At 65.8% G+C, this 21,991-nt stretch carries 16 protein-coding genes and 2 pseudogenes; 7 read left to right on the top strand and 11 right to left on the bottom strand.

Features of this window, described 5'->3' with window-relative positions; all coding sequences use genetic code 11:
- Window positions 1-65 precede the first annotated feature (65 nt).
- The 3 genes from ACQY5K_RS09695 to ACQY5K_RS09685 all read left to right on the top strand — a co-directional run bounded on the left by ACQY5K_RS09695 (window position 66) and on the right by ACQY5K_RS09685 (window position 3,636).
- Complete coding sequence (locus tag ACQY5K_RS09695) at window positions 66-1,301, top strand: acyl-CoA dehydrogenase family protein (protein WP_428122476.1); 1,236 nt, start codon at window positions 66-68, stop codon at window positions 1,299-1,301.
- A 212-nt stretch (window positions 1,302-1,513) separates the two neighbouring features.
- Window positions 1,514-2,983: a Fic family protein gene (locus ACQY5K_RS09690; RefSeq protein WP_428122474.1), complete on the top strand. Its 1,470-nt coding sequence runs from the start codon at window positions 1,514-1,516 to the stop codon at window positions 2,981-2,983.
- 173 nt (window positions 2,984-3,156) lie between these two features.
- The gene (locus tag ACQY5K_RS09685) at window positions 3,157-3,636 is read left to right on the top strand and encodes a VOC family protein (protein ID WP_419922072.1); all 480 of its coding nucleotides are present in this window, start codon (window positions 3,157-3,159) and stop codon (window positions 3,634-3,636) included.
- A 36-nt stretch (window positions 3,637-3,672) separates the two neighbouring features.
- Here the strand turns inward: ACQY5K_RS09685 and ACQY5K_RS09680 are convergent, their stop codons facing one another.
- Complete coding sequence (locus tag ACQY5K_RS09680) at window positions 3,673-4,848, bottom strand: amidohydrolase family protein (protein ID WP_428122472.1); 1,176 nt, start codon at window positions 4,846-4,848, stop codon at window positions 3,673-3,675.
- A gap of 180 nt (window positions 4,849-5,028) precedes the next feature.
- On the opposite strand from ACQY5K_RS09680, the gene ACQY5K_RS09675 reads away from it, so the two are divergent.
- Window positions 5,029-5,802: an EthD domain-containing protein gene (locus tag ACQY5K_RS09675; protein ID WP_428122470.1), complete on the top strand. Its 774-nt coding sequence runs from the start codon at window positions 5,029-5,031 to the stop codon at window positions 5,800-5,802.
- Window positions 5,803-5,876: 74 nt separating this feature from the next.
- Here ACQY5K_RS09675 and ACQY5K_RS09670 read toward each other — a convergent pair whose 3' ends face one another.
- From ACQY5K_RS09670 to ACQY5K_RS09645, 6 genes are all read right to left on the bottom strand, one after another.
- Window positions 5,877-7,550 carry an ABC transporter permease gene (locus tag ACQY5K_RS09670; RefSeq protein ID WP_428122468.1) on the bottom strand — a complete coding sequence of 558 codons (1,674 nt, stop codon included), beginning with the start codon at window positions 7,548-7,550 and terminating at the stop codon, window positions 5,877-5,879.
- A gap of 25 nt (window positions 7,551-7,575) precedes the next feature.
- A complete protein-coding gene (locus ACQY5K_RS09665; protein ID WP_428122465.1) occupies window positions 7,576-8,613 on the bottom strand; it encodes an extracellular solute-binding protein in 1,038 nt (345 codons plus the stop codon).
- 216 nt (window positions 8,614-8,829) lie between these two features.
- Window positions 8,830-9,807: an SDR family NAD(P)-dependent oxidoreductase gene (locus tag ACQY5K_RS09660; RefSeq protein WP_428122463.1), complete on the bottom strand. Its 978-nt coding sequence runs from the start codon at window positions 9,805-9,807 to the stop codon at window positions 8,830-8,832.
- 62 nt (window positions 9,808-9,869) lie between these two features.
- Window positions 9,870-10,628 (bottom strand): crotonase/enoyl-CoA hydratase family protein, encoded by a 759-nt coding sequence (locus ACQY5K_RS09655; protein WP_428122461.1) that lies wholly within the window; start codon window positions 10,626-10,628, stop codon window positions 9,870-9,872.
- A gap of 46 nt (window positions 10,629-10,674) precedes the next feature.
- Window positions 10,675-12,477 (bottom strand): FAD-dependent oxidoreductase, encoded by a 1,803-nt coding sequence (locus tag ACQY5K_RS09650; protein ID WP_428122459.1) that lies wholly within the window; start codon window positions 12,475-12,477, stop codon window positions 10,675-10,677.
- Window positions 12,478-12,509: 32 nt separating this feature from the next.
- Window positions 12,510-13,268 (bottom strand): class II aldolase/adducin family protein, encoded by a 759-nt coding sequence (locus ACQY5K_RS09645; protein WP_428122457.1) that lies wholly within the window; start codon window positions 13,266-13,268, stop codon window positions 12,510-12,512.
- 100 nt (window positions 13,269-13,368) lie between these two features.
- Here ACQY5K_RS09645 and ACQY5K_RS09640 point away from each other — a divergent pair.
- Window positions 13,369-14,529: pseudogene (locus ACQY5K_RS09640) on the top strand (ABC transporter ATP-binding protein).
- 61 nt (window positions 14,530-14,590) lie between these two features.
- Here ACQY5K_RS09640 and ACQY5K_RS09635 read toward each other — a convergent pair.
- From ACQY5K_RS09635 to ACQY5K_RS09620, 4 genes and pseudogenes are all read right to left on the bottom strand, one after another.
- Window positions 14,591-15,347, bottom strand: a pseudogene (locus tag ACQY5K_RS09635) (LLM class flavin-dependent oxidoreductase).
- Window positions 15,344-16,477, bottom strand: a complete 1,134-nt coding sequence (locus ACQY5K_RS09630; RefSeq protein WP_428122455.1) for a Gfo/Idh/MocA family protein — start codon at window positions 16,475-16,477, stop codon at window positions 15,344-15,346. Before ACQY5K_RS09630 ends, ACQY5K_RS09635 begins: the two are co-directional and overlap by 4 nt.
- Window positions 16,474-17,400: an aldo/keto reductase gene (locus ACQY5K_RS09625; protein WP_428122453.1), complete on the bottom strand. Its 927-nt coding sequence runs from the start codon at window positions 17,398-17,400 to the stop codon at window positions 16,474-16,476. Before ACQY5K_RS09625 ends, ACQY5K_RS09630 begins: the two co-directional genes overlap by 4 nt.
- Before the next feature lie 31 nt (window positions 17,401-17,431).
- Entirely contained in the window at window positions 17,432-19,081 is a 1,650-nt protein-coding gene (locus ACQY5K_RS09620; protein ID WP_428122451.1) for an alpha-amylase family glycosyl hydrolase, read from the bottom strand.
- Between the two features lie 455 nt (window positions 19,082-19,536).
- Here ACQY5K_RS09620 and ACQY5K_RS09615 point away from each other — a divergent pair, with 455 nt between their 5' ends.
- On the top strand, window positions 19,537-20,073 hold the full coding sequence (locus ACQY5K_RS09615; RefSeq protein ID WP_428122449.1) for a YbhB/YbcL family Raf kinase inhibitor-like protein: 537 nt from the start codon (window positions 19,537-19,539) through the stop codon (window positions 20,071-20,073).
- An 81-nt stretch (window positions 20,074-20,154) separates the two neighbouring features.
- On the top strand, window positions 20,155-21,972 hold the full coding sequence (locus tag ACQY5K_RS09610) for a hypothetical protein (RefSeq protein WP_428122447.1): 1,818 nt from the start codon (window positions 20,155-20,157) through the stop codon (window positions 21,970-21,972).
- Window positions 21,973-21,991: the final 19 nt, after the last annotated feature.

Here is a 21,991-nt window from a genome sequence, read left to right as displayed (position 1 = left end):
CGCAAACGGAGCTTGTTGTTGCGCTGCCGCGGGCGCAGTTGGCGAGACAGTTCTACGCTCGGCGTATGCGCAGTGCCAACGAGGTACGTGACGAAGCCCGGACTTGGCTCGGAGAGCATTGGGATCGGGAACGGCCGCTCGCCGAATGGCGCAACCTGCTGGCGGACACCGGCTGGGGCACCCCGTCATGGCCGACGCAGTGGCACGGACGGGGTCTGCCGCCGTCGATGGACGCGGTGGTTGCCAAGGAATTCGAGGCCGTCGGCGCGGTCGGCGTCGCGGCTGGGGTCAGCATGTACCTGGTGGCGCCGACGCTGTTGGCCCATGCCAGCGACGAGCTGAAGCGCCGCCATCTGCGCCCGATCCTCACCGGGGAGAACAAGTGGTGCCAGCTGTTCTCCGAGCCCACCAACGGCTCAGATCTGGCGGGGCTCGTGACCCGGGCGGACCGCGACGGGGACGAATGGATCGTCAACGGCCAGAAGGTCTGGAACTCGGGTGCCCACAAGGCGAAGTTCGGCATTCTCATGGCGCGCACCAACTGGGAGGTTCCCAAGCACCAGGGCATCTCGTACTTCCTGCTGCCCATGCAACAAGACGGCGTCGAGGTGCGGCCGCTGCGGCAGATGAACGGCCACGCCACGTTCAACGAGGTGTTCTTCCACGATGCCCGGGTACCGCACGACGAGATGGTTGGCGGCCCCGGCGACGGCTGGCGCATCGGGCTCACGACGCTGGCGCACGAGCGCTCCGCTGTGGCGACCCGCCGCCCCCGCTACCCGGCTGACGGCGGTCCGACGGTCGAACAGGCCAAGCGCGAGAGCGATGAATACTTCGCCACCTACAAGTGGTACCCGCAGCGGGCAGGGCGGGCCAACCTTGTCATCCCCGAGGCGCAGCGGACCGGTCGTTTGACCGATCCTCTGGTGCGCCAGCAGATCGCCCGCACCGAGACGCTGCGCCGGATCTCATCTTGGACCATGCAGCGCGCCCGGGCATCCCGCGCCGCTGGCAAGCCGCCAGGCCCGGAGGGTTCGCTCACCAAGCTGAACATGTCAGTCACTGCCCGTGCTTGTCACGAGGCCCACACGCTGATCGCCGGGCCGATGGGCATGCTCGTCGGGCCTGACACCAACGCCGCTGGCATGGTCTCAGAGGTGCTGCTGTCAACTCCGGCTATGTCGATCGCGGGCGGTACCGACGAGATCCAGCGCAACATCATCGGCGAGCGAGTGCTCGGCCTTCCCAAAGAGCCCGACGACGTCAAGGACATCCCGTACTCCCAGGCTCGCCGCAACTAGGCATCTCGTTCGACCGCGAGTGACGAGTCGGTGCAGTCCGTCTTGACACATCTTTCAAGCGAAAAACATCAGACAATTGAGTTCTCGAATGAATAATGACGGATTCCGAATCTCTTCTCAAGGAAATTATTCCGCGTATTGACGTCTCGGGGCGTTAGCGTCAGATTATGGCTCGAAGAGTCTCCACACCATGGCCGACGGAGCCTCGCACAGTGTTCTTTGACGACGTGGCGTCGAGCGACACGCTCACCCGGGCCGTGGCCGGTGGCCGGATCCGCCGGCTGGCACCCCGGCTGTACTCCGCCGACCTCGTCAGCGACCCCGCCGAGATCGTGGTTGCCAACCGATGGCTCATCTTGGGTCATCTGCTTCCCGGCGCCCTGATCGTCGATCGCTCGGCCGCCCAAGACGGCCGCGTGAGCGGCGGCTGCATCTTTGTTGCAACCCAGAGCGGGCGCAAATCCATTCAGCTGCCGGGTATGGAGGTACGGATCCGCCCCGGCAGGCCTTTGGCCGAATCGTTTGAGGACCTGCCTTGGCCCAACGGGCTCGCAATGTCCAGCCCGGCTCGCATCTTGGTGGACAACCTCGCCGTCACTCGTGGCCGCAGCGGACGGATGCCCCGGACACTGTCGCTGGCCGAACTCGAGGACTGGCTGGCCGCCAAGGCCATCACTTGGGGGCCGGAACGGATGTCGCGACTGCGCGACGACGCCACCACCCTCGCCGAGGCCCTGGGCAAAGTTGATCAGGTCGACGAGATCAAGCGTCTGTTCGACCAGTTGGCGGGCGACCAGCCGTTGCGTCCCACAGCCGGCCCGTTATTGCAAGCGTTCACGCATCGTCGAGCCTGGGATGAACGCAGGGTGGAGATGTTCAACCGACTGGTTCAGAGCTTGACCGGCTATGACGACCCGGATGTGCCCGATTGGCTCCCAGCGGGACCCGAAGCGGAAGCGCTGCCGTTCTTCGAGAGCTACTTCTCCAATTACATCGAGGGCACGGTGTTCACGGTGCCCGAAGCCCGTCGCATTATTGACACTCAGCAGCCCCCACCCACTCGCCCAGCCGATGGCCACGACATCTTGGGCACCTATCGCTGTGTTGCCGACACCGTCGGACGCAGGGCCACCGCGGACAATGTTGAGGGGTTCCTGACACACCTGCGCGAGCGCCATCAGATGATTCTCGCAGGCCGCCCCGAAGTGGGTCCGGGGCAGTGGAAGCAGGCACCCAACCAAGTCGGCAGCTACGTGTTCGTCGATCCCCCCTTGGTCGAGGGCACACTGCGTCAAGGATTCGAGCTGTCCCTCTCGGTTCCCGCTGGCTTCCAGCGCGCGCTCTACATCATGATCATGGTGGCCGAGGTTCACCCCTTCACCGACGGCAATGGGAGGGTGGCACGTGTGATGATGAACGCCGAGCTTTCGGCGGTCGATGCTGCGCGAATCGTGATCCCCAGCGTGTTCCGCAATGAGTACATCGGCTGCCTGCGACGCACCTCGACAACGCAGGCTGATGATGTTGGCGCACTGATGAGGATCATGAGCTTCGCGTGGCGGTGGACGGCAGCCATGCCCTGGCATGACGCAGGGGCGACCGACGGCCAATTGGAGGCCACCAATGCCCTACAAGATCCCGACGACGCTGCCTTTGGCGGCATCAAGCTCCAGTTGCCCTAGTGCGCTGGCAGACGGGCTGAGCGCCACTGCGCAGCGTTGCGTTGGCGAGTTCAGGACCGAACGATGGACGTACAGACGGCGAACACCTGCTCGGTACGCTCCGATCGGGGCAACGGGTGCGATCGACGGCCCCGCCAGCGCGGGCGGTCCGACCAGCACCGATGGGAGGCGTCATGGCCACACTCGGCATCCGGCACGCAGTGCTGTGGGTGAGCGACCCTGAGGCGTCGGCCCGCTTCTATTCCCAGGCGCTCGGACTCGAGATCGTGAATCGCTACGGCACCGCTGTGTTCATGGCGTCGCCTTCCTCGAACACCGACCACGATCTGGGGCTCTTCGACGCGGCCGGAGAGGGCGCTCCCGCTCGGCATGTGGGCCTGTACCACTTGGCTTGGGAAATCGTGACGCTCGCCGAGCTGGCCGAGGCCAAGACCCGGCTGGGCGAGATGGGTGCCCTGGTGGGCGAGAACAATCACGGCACCAGCCGCAGCCTGTACTGCCACGACCCTGACGGCATCGAGTTCGAGGTGATGTGGGAAGTGCCGCTCGAGCTCTACGAACCCGACGCCCCGCGCAATATCCCGCTCGATCTCGAAGCCGACATGGCCCGCTGGGGTGCCGACCGGCTCAGCCGAGGGGCCACCGCTGCGTAGCGACCGCCCCTGCCGGGAACTGCTGCAACCGCTCTGCTACAGGTCGATCCTGTAGAGCTCGGCAGCGTTGTCCTGCAAGATCCGCTTCTGGACGGCGGGATCGAGATTGCCGATCGCATCACGCACCCGCTCGACGCTGTGCGGGTAGAGGCAGGTGGGGTGCGGGATGTCGGTCTCGAACATGATCTGGGTGGCCCCGATGTGGTCGATGGCCGGCGCCAGCGTCTGGGACTCGAACCAGAAGCATCCGAAGAACTGCCGCCGGAAATACTCCGAGGGCTTCATCGACAGGTGGGCCATGTGCTCGGGTGCGGTCTCGCCGCACTGGTAGTCGAGCGCGTCCAGCAGGAACGGGATCCAGCCGACGCCGCTCTCCACCGACACGAAGTTGAGGTTCGGGTAGCACTCCGGCACGTCGCTCACCAGCAGGTTCACCATCCAGCGCAGCTGGCCCAGGAAGATCGCCGCCCCACCCAAGGAAATCTTCACGTCGCCCGACCAGGTGTCATACGGCACCTTTCCGGACCAGTCGATATCGCCTTCGGAGGCGCCGATATGGAAATTGACCGGCATCTCCAGGGCTTCGCAGATCTCCCAGAAGGGGCGCCATTCGGGCTGCGCGAAGTTCGGCATGCCCGAGTCGTGGGGGTTGGAGCACATCACGATGCCCTTGGCGCCGTTGCGGTGCATGCGGTCGACTTCGAGCACGCTGGCGTCGATGTCCCACCACGGCACGAGCGCCATCGGCAGGATGCGCCCGCCCGAGCGAGCCTGCAGGTCGGCCATCCAGTCGTTGTAGATCTCCACGCAGGCAATGCGCAGCGCCCGGTCATCCACCTTGAGGAAGTTCTGGTTCCCGAACCCGCCGACGTTGGGGTACACGATGCCGTGGCTGACGCCCATGGCATCCATCAGCTCGAGGCGGGCGTCGCAGTCGTAAGACGCCGCGTGGACCATCTCGATGTCGTGCTTGAGGAACTTCAGCCCGAGCATCTTCTCGCCATCGGGCAGGATCGCCGACACAGCAGAATCGCCCGCGATGGGAATGTCGCCGTTGACCACCCACTTGCGCTTGCCGTTGTGTTCACGGATCTGCGGCACCAGATCGCGGTACTTGGCCGGCGCCAAGCTGGTCCACAGGTCGTGCGGCTCGGTCCAATGCGTGTCGGAGTCGACGATCTTGATATCCGGGAAGAACTCCGTGATCGGCATGGTCTTGTGCACCCCCACGTGCGGCGACTGCGCCCTGCTGCAAAGTAGCAGCCGCCTCTCCAACAATCTCGGTGACGACACCGGTGTCGACCCGCTCCGCCAACCCTGGGCTGCCGTTTCCCGCGTGCCGCCGCCAACTGCTGATCTAGCCTCTGCAGTCGGCGGCGAAGGGGGCAAACGATGCTGCGACTGACGTTCTTGCTGCGGCGCAAGCAAGCCATGACACGGGCTGAGATGCAGGACTACTGGCTCAACGTGCACGGACCGCTGGTGACCGCTCACTCGGCGCAGGCGAAGATGCTGCGCTACGTGCAGGTGCACACCACCGACGACGACCACAGCCGCCTGCCGGGACGGCGGGGCGAAATGGAAGAGCCCTACGACGGCGTGGCGGAAGTGTGGTGGGAGTCGCGTGACTCGATGCTCGAGGCGATGCGCACTGACGCCGGTCGCGAATTCGACCGGCTGCTGCTTAAAGACGAGCTCAATTTCGCGGATATCGAGCGCTCCGTGGCGTACTACGGCTACGAGCTCCCTCAGGTGAACCCGACGCCGGAGAACATCGTCGCGACCGACCGCTCCAGCTTGGTCAAGCTTTACTTCCCCTTGCGACACCTGGGGTCACAGACCATCGAAGAGGCGCAGTGGTACTGGCGCACGCACCACGGTCCCGTCATCCGCCGCCAGGCGCAGTCGTCGGGCATCCTGCGCTACCAGCAGGTGCACGCCGACGAGCATCCCTTCACCGCGGCCATCAACCGGTCACGCAACTCGGCCGTCGAGCCCTACACCGGTCACGCCGAGGTCTGGATGGACCGCAGCGCCATGGGCAACGCCATCCCGGAGAACCGAGCCGCGTCTCGGCGGGCCTACGAGGACGAGGCCAACTTCATCGACTTCTCCCGTTCGGTGATGTTCCTGGCCAAAGAGCACGTGATGGTCGACCACCGCTGAACAACCTGGCCCCGCCCTCTCGGGGCAATGAGCCAGGCCATCGGGGCAATGAGCCAGGCCATCGGGGCAATGAGTCAGACGTGTTCGGATCGGCGGACGACGAGGAACCACGTCAGGGCGAACGAGACGGTCACCAAGATGACGCCCATGAGGCCGGCTTCGGCGACGAAGGCGTCCTCGAACGAGCCGAAGATGCGGGTCGTCAGCGTCGAGAAGCCCAGCGGTGACACCAGCAGGCTGATCGGCAGCTCCTTCATCACCGACAGCAGCACGAGGCCCGCGCCTGCACCGAGCGCGGGTCCCATGACGGGCATGTCCACGGTGAGCAAGCGGCGCACCGGGCCAGCGCCGAGCAGACGGGCCGAGTCGTGGAGGCGATCGGGCACGCTGCGCACGGCGACCACGCTGATGCCCATCGCGAGCGATCCGAATCGGACGACGTACGCAAAGATCAACAGCGCCGCTGTGTCGCCGAACAGCTCGAAGATGAAGTCGGTCCGCAGAGTCCAAAAGCGCATCGAGAGCGCGATGAGAAGTCCGGGCAGCGCGAATGTGCTGATCACCACGGCATGGGCGAGCGATCCGGTACGGGACCGGTGACGGCCCACGAGCATGGCGATCGGCAACACAGCAGCGACCGACACCACTGCGGCGACGACGCTCACCCAGATCGTGTTGAACGTGGCGTCGGCCACGCTGGAGTAGTCGACTGCGAGCGCTCGGTCGCCGCTGATAGAACGCAGCACTCCCCGCTGCGCCCAGTCGAACAAGGCGATGAAGGGGGCGAAGACGCTGGCGAACACCGCAAGCACGACTGCCGCGGTTGCCAACGGCTGCCAGCGCCCCAGGCGGTAGTCGAGGGGCCGATGTGAGCCCGACCGCGGTGCGTCGGGAAGGCGACGCGAGAACCATCGCTCGGCCCCCACAACTGCGGCAGCCAAGACCAGCAGCATCAGGCTGAGCGCCAGCGCCACCGGCGGATTTGCCAGGTAGTTGGTGGCGATGGCGCGGGTCAGCGTGTCGTAGCGCATCAGCTGCACGGCGCCGAAGTCGCTCACCGTGTACAGAAACACCAGCAGCGTTCCGGCGCCGATCGCAGTTGCAGCGTGGGGCATGCAGATGCGGCGGAAAACGGCGAATGCGCTGTCGCCGAGCAGACGGGCGCTCTCCTCGAGGCTTCCCGGAAGCTGCCGCAATCGCGCAGCAACCGGCAGGTAGACGTATGGAAAAGTCATCAGCGTCAGCACCAGCCACGCACCGACAAATCCTCGTAGCTCGGGCACCGTCGAAATTCCGATGCGTGCGAGCAGATCGTTGGCGAGCCCCCCGGGGTTGAGCGTGCGGATGAACGCCGCGGCGCCGACGAACGTCGGGTACACGAGCGGCAGCGGGAGCAGAATCCGCCACAGCCTGCGCAGCGGCAGGTCTGTGCGCATGGCGAGCCACGCCAGGCCAGTGCCCAGCACTGTTGCGCTCGCCGAGACCGCGACTGCGAGCCGGAGCGTGCGCCACAGCGGGCCCAGAGTGCGTGCGCTCCACAGCAGCCCGTCGGGACCGATGCCATCGCGCGCGCCTCGGTACACGAGGTACGCGCCTGGAAAGGCGAATCCGCACGCCAGCACCAATCCGGCGACATGCAGCGCTGCCGGCGCGCCGCCGCGTCGCTCGGCGCCTCCCGCAGGCGCACCCATGGTCTCGTCTTCCGATTCCGCGACGCCGACGTCGCCGGACCGGGTGCGGGGCGTCACGTGGTTGGTCTCGAGTCCTCGGGCTTCATTGGTTGAGGATGCCGCTGGCCTCGATTATTTCCGTCGAGCGAGTGAAACCTTCGCCGAGCGAGCCGAAGTCCACGCTGCCGATCTCGAGTGCGGCCACGGGCGGCAGGACCTCATCGGGCTCGATGCCGGCTGCGAGCGGGTACTCGAGCGTCTCGGCGCTGAAGTATTGCTGCGCGGAAGGCCCCAGCAGGTAGGCGATCAACTCGTTTGCAGCATCGGCACGGTCGCTGGCAGCAGTCACGGTGGCAGCAGTGATGATGAGCAGTGACCCGATGTCATCGTCGGCAAATTCCCAATTGTCCGCCCGATGGGCATCGCCAGCAGTCGCAGCCGCTTGGTATTGGTAGTAGTGGTTGACAAGGCCCATATCGATCTCGCCGCGGCCGGCAGCTTCCACGATCGAGCGGTTGTTGGGGTAGTAGCGGGCCTCGTTGGCGACCATGTCGTCGAGCCACTTCGTGGCCACGTCGGTGCCGTGCTGGTCGCGCAAGACGGTGAACCAGTCGATGAACGAGCCGTTGGTCGCGGGAATCGCCACCCGACCCCGGTACTGCTCGCCGGTGAGGTCGAAGACCGAGACGGGGAGCTCGCCGGAAGCGACGCCGTCCAGGTTGTACACGAGGACGCGTTTGCGGCCCGTGAAGCCCACCCACGTTCCCGACGTTGATCGATTCTGATCGTCGACGAGGCCCAGCACATCGTCGTCGATGGCGGCCAGCAGCGACTTGCCTTCGAGAAAGCCGACCGGGCCAGGCGAGCGCGACAAGAAGACATCGGCGGGCGTCCGGTCGCCCTCCTCGGCCAGCAGCAGGGCGAGATCGGTTGAGGTACCCCAACGCACGGCCACGCTGATGCCGGTCTCGCACTCGAAGGCATCGAGCACGGGCCCGATCAGGTTCTCGGTCCGGCTCGAATACACCGTGACCCCCTGATCGCCGGAGTCTGCACACTCGCCGTCATAGATGCCGGCGGCCGGACCTTCGAGCGTGCGCGACGTCGAGCACGCGGCAGCTGTCAGCGCGATCGCTGTCACCGCAGCAATCCACCGGATCGCGCGCCGGGCGCGAGCACTGCGGGACGCAATGAGATGAGGAGAATTTGGATTCCAACGCATGGCGCCGGACTATAGCAACGGTTTCCATTGGATGTAAAGGGCGCCTAACGCACAGTGTCCGACGCGCGAACCGGCCGTGCGCGCGGGCGCATCGGCCAGTATCAATCGAAGCGCAGTATCAATCGAAGCGCAGTGTCAATCGAAGCGCAGTGGCGACTCGACACTCCAGTCCACAGGCTGCTCGTCGAGGTTCACCGACAGCCGATTCCAGATCAGCTCGATCCCCGCGGCTGCGTCGCTCTCGGCTGCGTTGACGATCAGCTCGTACATCGCGCCGTCGGTTTCGCTGGCCGGTCGGGCCAGCAACGCCATGAATGCCTCGGCCATTTCGCACGGCTCAAGCATGCGGGACTGCCAGCGTCCGAAGACGCGTTCGTTGTCTGCGTACTCGTTGGTCATTCCGGTGCGCACGAACGGCAGCAGCAATGTGAAGCAGCTCACCAAGTCGGCACTGCGACCCAGGTTCACCTTGAGGACTTTCGGCAGCTGCAGCACCGCCCAGTTGCTGAGCGCGTAGCCGGGCACGGATGGTCCGGGATCGACGGCCTGGCGCGAGGACACGTACACGAACTGTGTGGGCTCGTCGTGGTAGACGGCCTCGCCAGCCCACAGGTGAGTCGACGCCAGGAAACCGTCGACCTTGGTGTCGAGCACAAGTCGTGACTGATCCAGGTTGTCGATGAAGTGCTGGCGCACCCGGGCCCGGCGCAGAGACGTGGATTCCCCCTCCACCTGCCGCAGGGTGCGTCCTAGGTTGTAGCCCGATTCGGTCAGTCCCGAGTTGCAGATGACGAGGTTCGGCGGAAGGCCGCCCATCTGGTCGATGACGTAGCTGCGAATCGCCCACAGGTCGCGCAGGTTGGTGACGTCGGCTTGCACGGGAAAGGCGCGGACGCCCTCATTGCGCAGCCGGTCGACGAGGTCGAAGCCGTCCTCGTAGCTGCGATGGAAGTGAACGCCGACCGACTCGGCGCCGTTCAGACCAGTGCTGAGCGCGAATGCCTGTCCGATGCCGCCGTCCTTGCCGGCGCCGGTGATGAGCACACGCTTGCCCTCTACTCCGGCACGGAACTCATCAAAGCGGAACGATTCAGTGGGCGCGGTGTAGGCCATGAGAGTGCTCTCCGAGATTCCGGGCTGGGCGCTGATCCAGGCGGATCAGCCGTGAGTCTGCGTCAGCGACCGGTCCACACAGGATCGCGCTTCTCGACGAACGCCCGGGGCCCCTCTCGGAAATCCTCGGTGCCCAGGATGTTGCGGAAGTGGTTCTTGGTGATTTCCCAGCCGTCGTCCTCGGAACGAGCGTGGCTTTCCAGCACAACCTGCCGGCTCTCGCGCACGGCCCTCGGTGCGTTGGCGATGATGCGTTCCGCCAGGGCTATCGCTCCTTCGACGACTTCACCCTCGGCTGCCATCTCGTTCACGAGCCCGAGTTGGTAGGCACGCTCGGCCGAGATGGGATCACCGGTCATTGCCAGCTCCAGAGCAATGTTGCGGCCCACCACCTGTGGCAGCCGGAACAGCCCGCCGGCGGCCGCGACCAACGAGCGCTTCACTTCGGGAATGCCGAAACGGGCTCGTGGCGAGGCCACCACCAGATCGCACGACAGCACGATCTCAAGGCCGCCCGCAAGTGCCGCGCCGTCGACCGCGGCAATGATCGGCTTGGTCCGCGGGTAGCGAGCCAGCCCGGCGAAGCCGCCCTTTTCGGTCTCGATCGGCTTCTTGGCGGCGACTGATTTCAGGTCAGCGCCGGCGCTGAACACCGTGCCGGTGCCGGCCAGGATGCCGACCCACACGTCGGGATCGGCTTCGAACGCGTCCAGATGGGCCTCCATTGCAGAGGAGACCTCGTGGCTGATTGCGTTTCGGGCTTCGGGCCGGTTCAGCGTGAAGATCGCAATCCGGCCTTGTGTTTCGTAGTCAACGACCATCGTGCCAATCTACGCAGACGCGCCGTAGGTGGCTTGGGCCTGTGATCTAGCGGCGGATGTCGGGAGCGCCGAGGCGGGCGGCGTCGGCAGTGTGGTCGTCGGGGCGGGTCTGGCTGTCTCGCTCGGCTTCGACTCGGGCGCTGTAGTGCCAGATCTCGCGCTCCACCGTCTCGGGGGACCAGCCGAGTTCGGCGCCCATCAATTCGGCCGCGTCCTGCGCTACATCGACGCCGCGATCCCACGACTCAACTGACAGCCGGGTACGTCGGGTCAGCACGTCGTCGAGATGCAGGGCACCTTCACTGCGAACGGCATGGGTCACTTCGGCACGCAGGTAGAGGTGTCCGGGGGCCAGCGGCTCACCCAGATCGCCTTGGGTGGCGACCAACTTGAGCACCTCGTCGACCTGGTCGCCGTGGCGGTCCAGCAGGTGAACAACGGTGGCGCGGCTCAAGCCCGCACGGGCGGCGATCTCGTCCTGGCGCAGACGGCGCTCTTCGTAGCCCTCGGCGCCAACGAGCGGGGTGATCGTCGTCTTGGATCGGCGCGCGGAAGCGTCGCGCCGACGATGGGGGAGCCTCGGCGGCCTTCGGCCATGGGCCGCCTCGACCTCGGCGAGTGCCAGCTCGACCGTGTCGGCTGCCATGACCCGGTACGTCGTGTACTTGCCGCCGGCCACCGAGACCAGCCCCGGTGCAACCCGGGTGATCACGTGCTCCCGGTTCAGCTTGGCTGACAGCTCGGTTTCCGAAGGGGTGTTGCCCGCGACCAGTGGTCGCAGGCCGGCATAGACGCCGCAGATGTCGTCGCGGGTGATCGGGTCGGTCAGCACGCTGTTGACACGCTCCAACAGCAGCTCGATGTCGGCGCTGCTCGCTGCGGGGTGTGCGTTGTCGAGATCCCAGTCGGTGTCGGTGGTGCCGATGATCCAGCGGTTTCCCCACGGAACCACGAACAGGACGCTGGGCGGTGTCGGCACGATGAGCCCACAGTTGAGATCGATTCGTTCTGCGGGGACGAGCAGGTGGATGCCCTTCGATGCGCGGATGCGAGTCCGGGGTGTTGTCGCCTCGGTCGAGTCGCGCTCGGCGAGCTGCTCGATCTGGCTGGTCCACACACCGGTGGCATTGATAACGGCGTCAGCCTCCAGCTTGAAGGTGCGGCCGGTCTCGCCGCAGTGTGCGATCACGCCCCGCACTGCGCCGTCGGTAACGAGCAGTTCCTGGACGCGGGTGGAGGTGAGGATGCGCGCCCCATGTTCTGCAGCGGTGCGAGCGATGGCAACCACGAGCCGCGCATCGTCGGTCTGGCCGTCCCAGTAGGTAATCCCTCCGCGTACGACTCTCGGGTCGAGCGCTGGTGCGAGTCGCTGAGTGCGGCGGGCGCCGAGGTGCCGGTGAGATCCGATGCTGTGTTGCCTGCGACCGGCCATCGCGCTGTAGAGCGCGATGCCTGCCCCAGTGCGCAATCGTTCCCGCCAGCCCCGCCGTATCGGATAGAGGAACTCCACCGGCCGCACCAAATGGGGCGCAAGCCTGCCCAGCAGCAGCCGACGCTCGGTCAGCGATTCGAAGACCAGGCCGAATTCGAGGCGCTGCAGGTACCGCAGGCCCCCGTGGATCAGCTTCGACGAACGGCTCGAGGTGCCCGACGCCAGGTCGCGTTGCTCGAGCAGCGCCACGCTGCGGCCCCGCAGCGCGAGGTCGAGAGCGCAGCCGGCACCGGTGACACCTCCGCCGATGACGATGACATCGACGCGGCCGCCACCGAGTTCGTCGAGCCAGGCGGCGCGCTGGGACGGGCCCAGACGACTGTCGCGGGCGCCATCGGACGCGAAGGGTTGGGTCATTGCTCGGTCGCCGCTCGATCAGCCCGGATGGATTAGGCGAACTCGTGAGCCAGGTGGCGGCGGGTGGCCCAGCCGAACAGGTGCCAGCCGAAGTCACCTCGCGTCAGATCCTCCCGGGCGATGCGCGCCGCTTCGATTGAGATCGGGATGGCCTCGCGGGCCTTCAGCTGCACTTCGGCCACTCGTTCGGCCAGCACGAACCAGCCGACGGCGTCAGCCGGGCTCGATCCGACGGTCAGCAGGCCGTGATTGGCCAGGATCACCGTTCGGCAGTCGCCGAGGGCAGCGGCGATGCGCTTGCCGCCGTCAGTCGACAGGACCTGCACTGCTTCGTCGACGACCACGTGGTCGTCGACGAAGCAGGTTGCTTCCTGGTTGATCGGTTCGATCATTCGGCGTTCGGCCGAGAACGGCGTGCCCCACTGGGTATGTGTATGGGCGACGGCGCCGATGTCGGTCCGTGCCTCGTGGATGGGGTAATGGATGTGGTAGGCGCTGTTGTTGATCGGTGCCGTGTGCCCGTGCTGGTCGACGGCGGTGCCATCGGGCCCGACGAGCACCAGATCGTCGACAGTGGCCCGTTCGAAGGTCACTCCGTAGCGCAGCAGCCACATGTGATCGGCCCGCACCGGGTCACGGCAGGTGATGTGCCCGTCGCCCAGCTCGCCCCAGCGCAGCATGCCGAAGAGGCGGTAGGCACGGGCCAGATCGGTGAGCAGGCGGGCTCGCTCGGCGAGCGGATCGGCCTCGAAGGGTTCGGTCTCTTCCGCAGCTGGATCGTGAGTGTTCATGTCGCGAATTCTGCCACGCCGACACGTCGACGGGCCACCAGTCAAATGGGCTGCGAACTAGTCTCGGCCAACCGGGCATGTACGTCCCAGAGGGGGTCTCATGGCGACGGTCACCCTCGACCGGCTTACGAAGAAGTACCCCAACGGGTTTGTTGCTGTCAGCGAACTTGACATCGGCATCGCTGACGGCGAGTTCCTCGTTCTCGTGGGCCCATCGGGTTGCGGCAAGTCGACGGCTCTGCGGATGGTTGCCGGTTTCGAAGAGATCAGCGACGGCGAGTTGCAGATCGACGGGCAGCGGATGAACGACGTCGAGCCCAAGGACCGCAACATCGCCATGGTCTTCCAGAGCTACGCGCTGTATCCGCATCTGGATGTGGCACGAAATATCGGTTTTCCGCTGAAGCTGGCCGGTGTACCGAAGCAAGAGGCAGAAGCGAAGGTTCTCGAAGCGGCACGCCTGCTCGAACTCGAGCCACTGCTGGCCAGCAAGCCGGCGCAGCTGTCCGGAGGTCAGCGTCAGCGTGTCGCTATGGGCCGGGCGATCGTGCGCGATCCCGCCGTGTTCCTGATGGACGAGCCGTTGTCGAACCTCGACGCCAAGCTGCGCGTGCAGATGCGGGCCGAGATCACCAGCCTCCAGCATCGGCTCGGCGCCACCACCATTTAGGTCACCCATGACCAGGTCGAGGCGATGACGATGGGGGACCGCGTCGCAGTTCTGCGGGACGGGCTGCTCCAACAGGTGGCAGCGCCGACAGATCTCTACGAGCAACCCGACAACTTGTTCGTTGCCGGCTTCATCGGCGCGCCGGCGATGAACCTGCGCATGGCACGCGTGTCGAGTGGCAACGACGGCTGGCAGCTGCATCTGGGGTCACAGACGCTGGGCCTCGCGGAATCTGTGTTCGACACGCACTCCGCGTTGCGGGGCTACGACGGCGCAGAAATCGTGGTGGGCATCCGGCCCGAGGCCATCGAAGACGCATCCGTGACGGGTGATGACGGACGTTCTCGCCTGAGGGCGGTTGTATCGCTCACCGAGGCGCTTGGTTCGGACTTGCTGCTGCACTTCCCGCTCGATGCGCCTTCGGTGGAGGCAGGGGATCCAGACACGCTCGAAGGCATCGACGATCGGATGGTGATCGCACGGGTGAACCCGCGCAGCAGCGCCCGACCCGGCACGACAGTCGAGCTGAGCGTCGACACCGAGAACCTGCACTTCTTCGACCCGCAGACCGAGCTGACCATCCGCACCTGACATCGGGGCCAACCTGGTTGGCTCGGGGCTGTCGGGGCGCGCAATCGACCCAAGGACGGATCTAGGGCTGCCAGAGCTTGCGGTGGGGCATCGTTTCGAGAACGAGGCGGCCGAACAGGTCGCACTCGGCGATGTGCGGATAGCCGGACAAGATGAAGGCGTCGATGCCGACATCGGAGTAGGCGCCGAGCTTCGCAGCGACCTGGTCGGGGTCGCCGACAATGGCAGCGCCGGCTCCGCTGCGTGCCCGCCCAATTCCTGTCCAAAGCCCCTCTTCGGCGAACCCTCGCCGTCGGCGCTCTCGCGCAGCTGTGCCTGCCGCTGCACCCCGACCGAGGCGGAGTCGAGTGCCCGTGATCGGATCGCCGCCCCTGTGTCGTCGTCGAGCTGGCTCACCAGCCGCCCGGTGGCGTCGGCAGCCTCGGCGGTGGTGGGGCGCACGATCACGTGTGATCTCAAGGCGAACTGCAATTCGCGCCCGACCGCTGCGGCTCGGTCGCGCATCTCGTTGACCGTCGCGGCGACGTCCGCCACGGTGTCGGGCCAGGTCAGGAAAACGTCCGCACCGCCAGCGCCAGGTTGATGCGGCTCGTGCGAGTAGCGATGCCCGCGCCGAACGCACTGGCGTCGATGCCGAGCGCGTAGCCCGACGGCAGCAAGATGTTGTCGAAGCCGTTGCGTTCGGCTGCTTGGACGATGTCCGCGCAGTGCTCCCACGAGCTCGCCAGCGCGGGGTCCGGCACGCCCAGAAACTCGTAGTCGTCGTCGCAGAGCGCCGAGAACCACGCAACCTCGGGCAACGGTCGGTCACTCGTCATGTCGCCGCCGCACCGTTGAGCACGTCGTCCAGCATGACCGGCCGACCCTCGTCGATGGAGCGATGGGCGGCGTGACCGATGGCAACCGACCACAGCCCGTCGTCGGGCGTGCTCTCGGCCGGCGTGCCGCCGATCACGGCGTCCCGAAAATGCTCCAGCTCGATGAACGAGGAGCCGTGGTGATGTCCTTCGACCGGTGCCGCCGACGTCACTTCGCGCTCTTCGACGTTGCCGATCCAATCTCGTCCGCGCACGCCGACGCGCAGTACCGAGGCGGGCACGAGCGCCTCGAGCTTCCCGTCGTCCCCAACAACGGAGATCTCCTCCTGGTTCCGGGTGGCGTCGGCGAACATGCACAGGTCCAGCAGGGCTCGGGTGCCTGAGGCGAAATCCACGATCACGAATGCATTGTCCAAGATGTCGGGCACTTCGCCGCCGTAGCTCTCATCGAGATGGTTGAGATCCTGGCCGCCGGAGGCCAGGACGCGCACCGGGTCGCTGCGGACGATCAGTCGCATGAGGTCGAAGAAGTGGCAGCACTTCTCCACCAGCGTTCCGCCCGTGTTGCGGTTGAACCGGTTCCAGTCGCGCACCTTCGGCTGGAACGGGAAGCGGTGCTCGCGGATCGAGACCATGCGAACCCTGCCGACGGTGCCAGCGTGGGTCTCGCGGATGAGTTCGGCGACCGGAGCGATGTAGCGGTATTCCAAGCCCATCCAGACCAGCGGCGGAGTGGCAAGCCGCCCGACGCCATCGATGATCCTGCGGCAGTCAGCGAGTGTGGTGGCGAGCGGCTTTTCCACCAGCTGCGGCAGTCCTGTGGCGGCGATGTCCAGCACGATGTCGGTGTGAAGATGGTTCGGGGTCGCCACTACCACCGCGTCGCACGCATTCGAGTCCAGCAGCTCTTGATAGTCGGCGAATCGCGGCACATCGGAGCCGGTGTCGAGCAGTTGTTGGGCGGCATCGAGTGACGGCGCCCAGTTGTCGCACAGCGCGGAGACCTCGGCCCCGTCCAGTGCCATGAGGTTGGCGATGTGCTCGCGGCCCATCATCCCGGTGCCGATGACGCCGAACCGCAGCGGTCGACTCGTTGCAGCGCCACTGTCGCTTATGGCAAGGGCGCTCACGGCAGGGGCACTCCTTCGGACCCCTCGACGAGGTCGTAAACGTCGTTGCGGTCGAGTTGGACGCTGAGGGCCGCCTGTACCGCTGCCAGACGGTCGATCCGCTGCGTGCCCACAATCGCGACCGGTGCAGATGGATGCGCCAAGACGAATGCAAGGCACACCGCAGCGCGGTCGACGCACTCGCGCTCTGCCAGTCGGTCGAGCACTTCGAGCAGCTCTGGCCGCACACCCTCGCCGTGAGCAACGAGTCGCCCGCCTGCCAGCGGGCTCCATGCCAGTGGCACCATCGATGTCTCGGCGCTGAGGTCGAGCGTGCCGTCGCGCATCGGATCCAAGCACGCCGCTGAGAACTCGGGCTGCGTCGAGACGAGCGGATGGTCAAGGTGGGCCGAGAGCGCTCTGGTCTGGGCTGGTGTGTAGTTCGACACGCCGACTGCGCCCACCTTGCCGCTCGCGATCAGCCCGTCCAGCGTGTCGGCGAGCTCCGCGGGATGCGTGAACATGTCGGGCCGGTGGACTTGGTACAGGTCGATCCGGTCGGTTCGGAGGCGTTGCAGTGAGGCCTCGCACGCCCCCCGCAGTGCCGCTGCGCCGGAGTCGTAGGGGAGTGGCGGCACGATGCCCCCCTTGGTGGCGAGGACCATCCGCTCCCGCAGCTCGGGACGGGTATCGAGCACGGCACCGAGGTTGGCTTCGCACGCACCGAAGCCGGTGCCTCCCCAGTCCAGGCCATAGACGTCCGCGAGATCGACGAGGTTCATGCCCGAGTCCAGACCAGCTTCGACGAGCGCCGCATTGGCGCCGACATCGCTGCTGGTGAACCGCCACAGTCCCAGCGCCAGCGGTCCGACTTCGGGCCCGCCCGGCCCGAGACAGCTCGGCTCAATCCGCACCAGGGCCGCCGGTGCATTGGAATTCGTCACGGTCACCTCGGCCCAGTCGTCGGCTCAGTCGTCAGATGGGCCGGAGCGCAGTCTGCCCGTACGACACCGAATGCATGCGCCGATCTGTCGATTTGGAGTCCGACCGCTGCAGCGCCGAGCTGATGTCGTGCCCAGCGGAGTCGAGGGCTCCAGGGGTCTCGAAGACCGGCTGGGCGCGCGATGGGATCTCCGCGGCGGCTGCCTCGTCAGCGGTGTTCGCCGTGACGGTCACCGCGCCGCGCCGCAGGACGATGACCGACCCGTCGTCACCTTCCCAGGCAACCTCTTCGTCTGCGAGATTCGCTCGGGCGAACAAGCTGCGACGTGTGGCCAGCAATCGGCGGTAGGTACGCAGCCACGAGCGTTCGTCGCTCTGCTGCGCGGCAGCGCTGTCCGAAGCGGGCCGCCGAGCGCTGCGCAGCCAGGGCTCAGCACGCGAGAAGCCGTTGTTTGGGCTGTTGTCCCAGGGCATCGGAGTTCGGCAGCCATCGCGCCCGGCGCTGACGTCGCCGTCGGGTCCGACAGGATCCAGTTTCGCCTCAGGTGCGACATCGCCGTCTTCGAGGCCCAGTTCCTCTCCCTGGTACAGCACCGGCACTCCGGGCGCGAATGCGAACAACACGTTCATCACCAGGGTCCGCTGACGTCCCGCATCGCCGCCGCCGAATCGCGTGGGCGCGCGCGGCATGTCGTGGCTTCCAGCCGCCCACAGCAGTCGATCCGAGAGGCCGCCCGCGCCGACGAGCACGCCGCGCACTTGTTCAGGCGTCCACTCGATGTGCATGGGCGCAAACCAGTAACCGTTGTGCATGCCGTCAGGCGGCAGCAGGTCGCCCATGCCCCGCGGATCGAGGTGGTATGTCTCGCCGTGCAGGAACGCGCCGTATTCGTCGCAGATTCGTCGCCAGCGGCGAAAGACATCCTGGCTCTCGGGCTGGAAGACGTCGTGGAGGTGTTCGAAGCAGTCCCATTGCTCCCAGCGTGACGCGCCCGGCGGGATCGGCGCCAGCTGGGGGTTCGAGCGGAGCCCGCTGTCCTTTACCAGGCCGCCGGCCACATCGACACGGAAGCCATCGACACCGCGATCCAGCCAGAAGCGCAGAATCTCGTCCCACTCGTCGGCCACCCCCGGATTCCGCCAGTTGAAGTCCGGCTGCGATGGCAGGAACAGGTGCAGGTAGTACTGGCCCGAGGCGGGGTCCAGCGTCCATGCCGGTCCACCGAAGTAGCCGACCCAGTTGTTCGGCGGACCGCCGTCGGGCGCGGGGTCTCGCCAGACGTAGTAGTGGCGATACTGCTCGCGAGCTGCGTCGCCAGCGTTGCCCAGCGCCGCCTGGAACCAGCGGTGCGCACTGCTGGAGTGGTTCGGCACCAGGTCGCCCACAATCCGGATGCCGCGATCGTGAGCGTCTGCCAGCAGCGCATCGAAGGCTGCGAGATCGCCGAACAGCGGGTCGACGTCGCAGTAGTCCGCGACGTCGTAACCCCAGTCGTCGCCGGGCGAGGGATAGAACGGCGTGATCCAGATGAAGTCGACGCCCAGGTCGCTGAGGTAGCCGAGCTTGGATCTGATGCCGTCAAGGTCGCCGACGCCGTCGTCGTTCGAGTCGGCGAACGACCGGATGTAGATCTGGTAGCCAGCGGCACCCGCCCACCATTGCTTCGAGCTGCGACTAGTCACGATGGAGTTCTAGTCAGTCGAATCGCTGTGCTCAAACATGGGGGGACCGGGACGCGAACCCATAGACAAAGACCGGCCCGCGGAAGCGGGCCGGTCCTTGGTCTGTCAGTTTGGGTTGTGTGATGTGCAACCTGGAGCTTTCGCTCCGAGCGCTGAACACGCTGTATTTCTGCAACGGACTCGTCGAGCGGGGCCAGGCTGAGAGCCACAAATTTCGTGAACGTCTTGCATGCAGATATGACGGGACACTCGCAGCGCGTCAATCGAGGGCGTGCCGGAGTTCGAGGTACCTGTCATCCGACCGCATGCGAGGGAACGAATAGTGTCAACGATCGGTACGCGGGGGCGTGCCGGAGCCGCAGTCGTTGCAGAGCATTCATCTGCTGGGCCGGTCCTGCGTATCGGTGAGGAAATTCCACTCCGCGAAACTGCCGAGCAACAGAAAGGCCGCTGCCATGCCACAACCCCCCAACCCCTACGACTTCCTTCCCGAGGTGCCGTCTTTCGAAGTGCGAAGCGACGACGTGGCCGATGCGCAGATGCTGCCGATGCCGCAGGTCTCGGGCATCTTCGGCTCCGGCGGCGAGGACCGCTCCCCGCACCTCGCGTGGTCGGGAGCACCTGACGGCACCCAGAGCTACGCCGTGACGTGCTTCGACCCGGATGCGCCGACTGGCAGCGGTTTCTGGCACTGGGTCGTGTACGACATCGCGGCGTCTTGCAACGAGCTGGCGTCGGGTGCGGGCGACAGCGAGGGTTCTGGTCTGCCCGCTGGCACCAACCAGCTGCGAAACGATGCCGGTCTGTATGGGTACTTGGGGTCCGCGCCTCCCGCGGGACACGGACCGCACCGGTACATGTTCGCCGTGCACGCGCTCAACGTCGAGTCGTTGCCGATCACCACCGATGTCTCCCCGGCAATCTGCGGCTTCAACATGTTCGGCACAACGCTGGCCCGGGCGCTCATTACCCCCATCTACGAACACAGCTAGCGATGTCGACCGGGGATGCTCCCAGCGGCGGTCCGGTGCCACTGACTCCTGCGCGCGACGGTGTTGGTTCGCTACGCGGCCGTGAACGACGAGGTCGTGCAGCTCATGTCTGAGGATGGTCTCGACCCGACCGACGACGACCTTGCTGCGGTCGAGGTCATCTATCGCGCGATGTGGGAGGACGAGAGTCCAGGGCTGCACGAACTCGTGGCTCGCAGTTTTCGCGCTTGGGCTCAGACTCAACACCCGCATCTGGAAGTGGCTGACGTGGAGGGAGACAGCCGCGTCGAACAGGCGACCGGGTGCCGTGTGGACCTGACGCGTGCGACTCGAACAAACGGTGGTGTCACGACGACGACGTTGGACCTCGCTCAGCATGCGGCTCAGGGCCGGTCGGTTGTTACCACACGCGTGCTCAGTGGAGATGGCGCGGCGTGGGTGTGGGTGGATGTGGAAGCTCCACTTGCCGCGGCCACACCGGCGGGCCTCAGTTCGTCGGATCAACGAGGGGCCCCGGCATTGGGTGAAGACGCGGGACAGTCTCGCTGGGCCCAGCTCCGCGCGACTGGGGCAGAATCGCTGGTATCCGAACTGCTTGACACCGCCCAACAGCGTGGCGGGCGGCCTCACCTCGGTCGTGAACCACTGACGACTTCGCCCGTCCCTGTTCGCGATGTCGAACACGCCAAGGCGATTCGCAATGCGGTCTTGTCGCCTGACCGGCCCGTTCCCTACCTCGTCCTCGCGTGGGATCTGATCAGCCCGAACACGGCATTGGGCGAGATGACTCGGCGGGCGCAAAGCGCTGCTCTGCAAGTTGCCGGATTGGCCCGTGTCTTCGTCATGCCGCTTGAGACGTTGTTGCCGTTTCAGCGCGTGATCGGCGGGGAAATGGACCTGGAACCAGGTGAGGCGCGTCTGTACTTGCCTGGAGAACATGAACCACACCGGCATCGCACCCTTGCTGCTGAAGTCGTACGGAGCGACCCACATCAGGCTGGTCGCTGGGCGAGTCACCTACTGCGCCTTGCCGTGGTCGAGCGCGAACCGCCGCCCCTCTTCGTCCGATCTCAGGCACAGCTCGGAGGCCAGCGCAGAGCCCCCGAACTTGCATCCGGCGCGAGTCTTCGTGAGCGCATTGCCGTTCTTGAATCTGAACGCGACGACTTGTGGGGAGCTCTCTTCGAGACTCGAGCACTGCGTAAGGCAGTGCGCGACGAGCGCGACGAACTTTCCCAGCAGATTCTCGACATGCAGGAGGAGCTTGAGCTTGCACAGCGGCGCGCTGATGACCTGCAAGGGCAACTCATCGATTCCCAAGATCAGATGGTCGACTGGCTGATGCAAGCGGGCGAGAATGCAGTGTCGCCTGACGCCGATGCCTCCAAGAAGAAGTATCAGCAGGTCACGTCGATTCGACAGGCATTGCAACTGGCTCGGGCAAAACTCGTCAGAGTCGAGATACCGCCTGAAGCCGAGCAACGGATCTCCGATCTCGACAGTGCCATTGAGTCGCAGTCATGGGCCCTCAGCGTTTTTGACGGGCTCTTGGCATTCGAGGCCTACGCCAACACGGGAGCGGATTTCAAGGACTTTCGTGATTGGTGCCGGAGAAGCAAGCATCAGCGAGTTTGGTTCGCGAACGCGAAGAAGCTTGCGTTGAGCGAGTCCGAGGAAGTGATGCGCCAACCTGAACTGAGGAAGCATCGGATGCTGCCGGTGTCTGAGCAGGTCGAGTCTGGCGGGCGCATCGAGATGCAGGCCCACCTCAAGTTGTCGAATAGGTCTTTCGCGCCTCGCCTGTACTTTCACGACGACACGCGCCGGCAGGGGGGCACCGGAAAGGTGCACGTGGGCTACATCGGCCCGCACTTGCCGACCAAGCGCTTTCGGACGTGACGCCAGCTCGGCGGGCGAC

Origin of the sequence: Candidatus Poriferisodalis sp., from assembly GCF_965262965.1 — a bacterium.
Taxonomy (GTDB): domain Bacteria; phylum Actinomycetota; class Acidimicrobiia; order Acidimicrobiales; family Poriferisodalaceae; genus Poriferisodalis.
The sequence above is the reverse complement of the archived record's forward strand: the minus strand, read 5'-3'. Positions and strand labels throughout refer to the sequence as shown.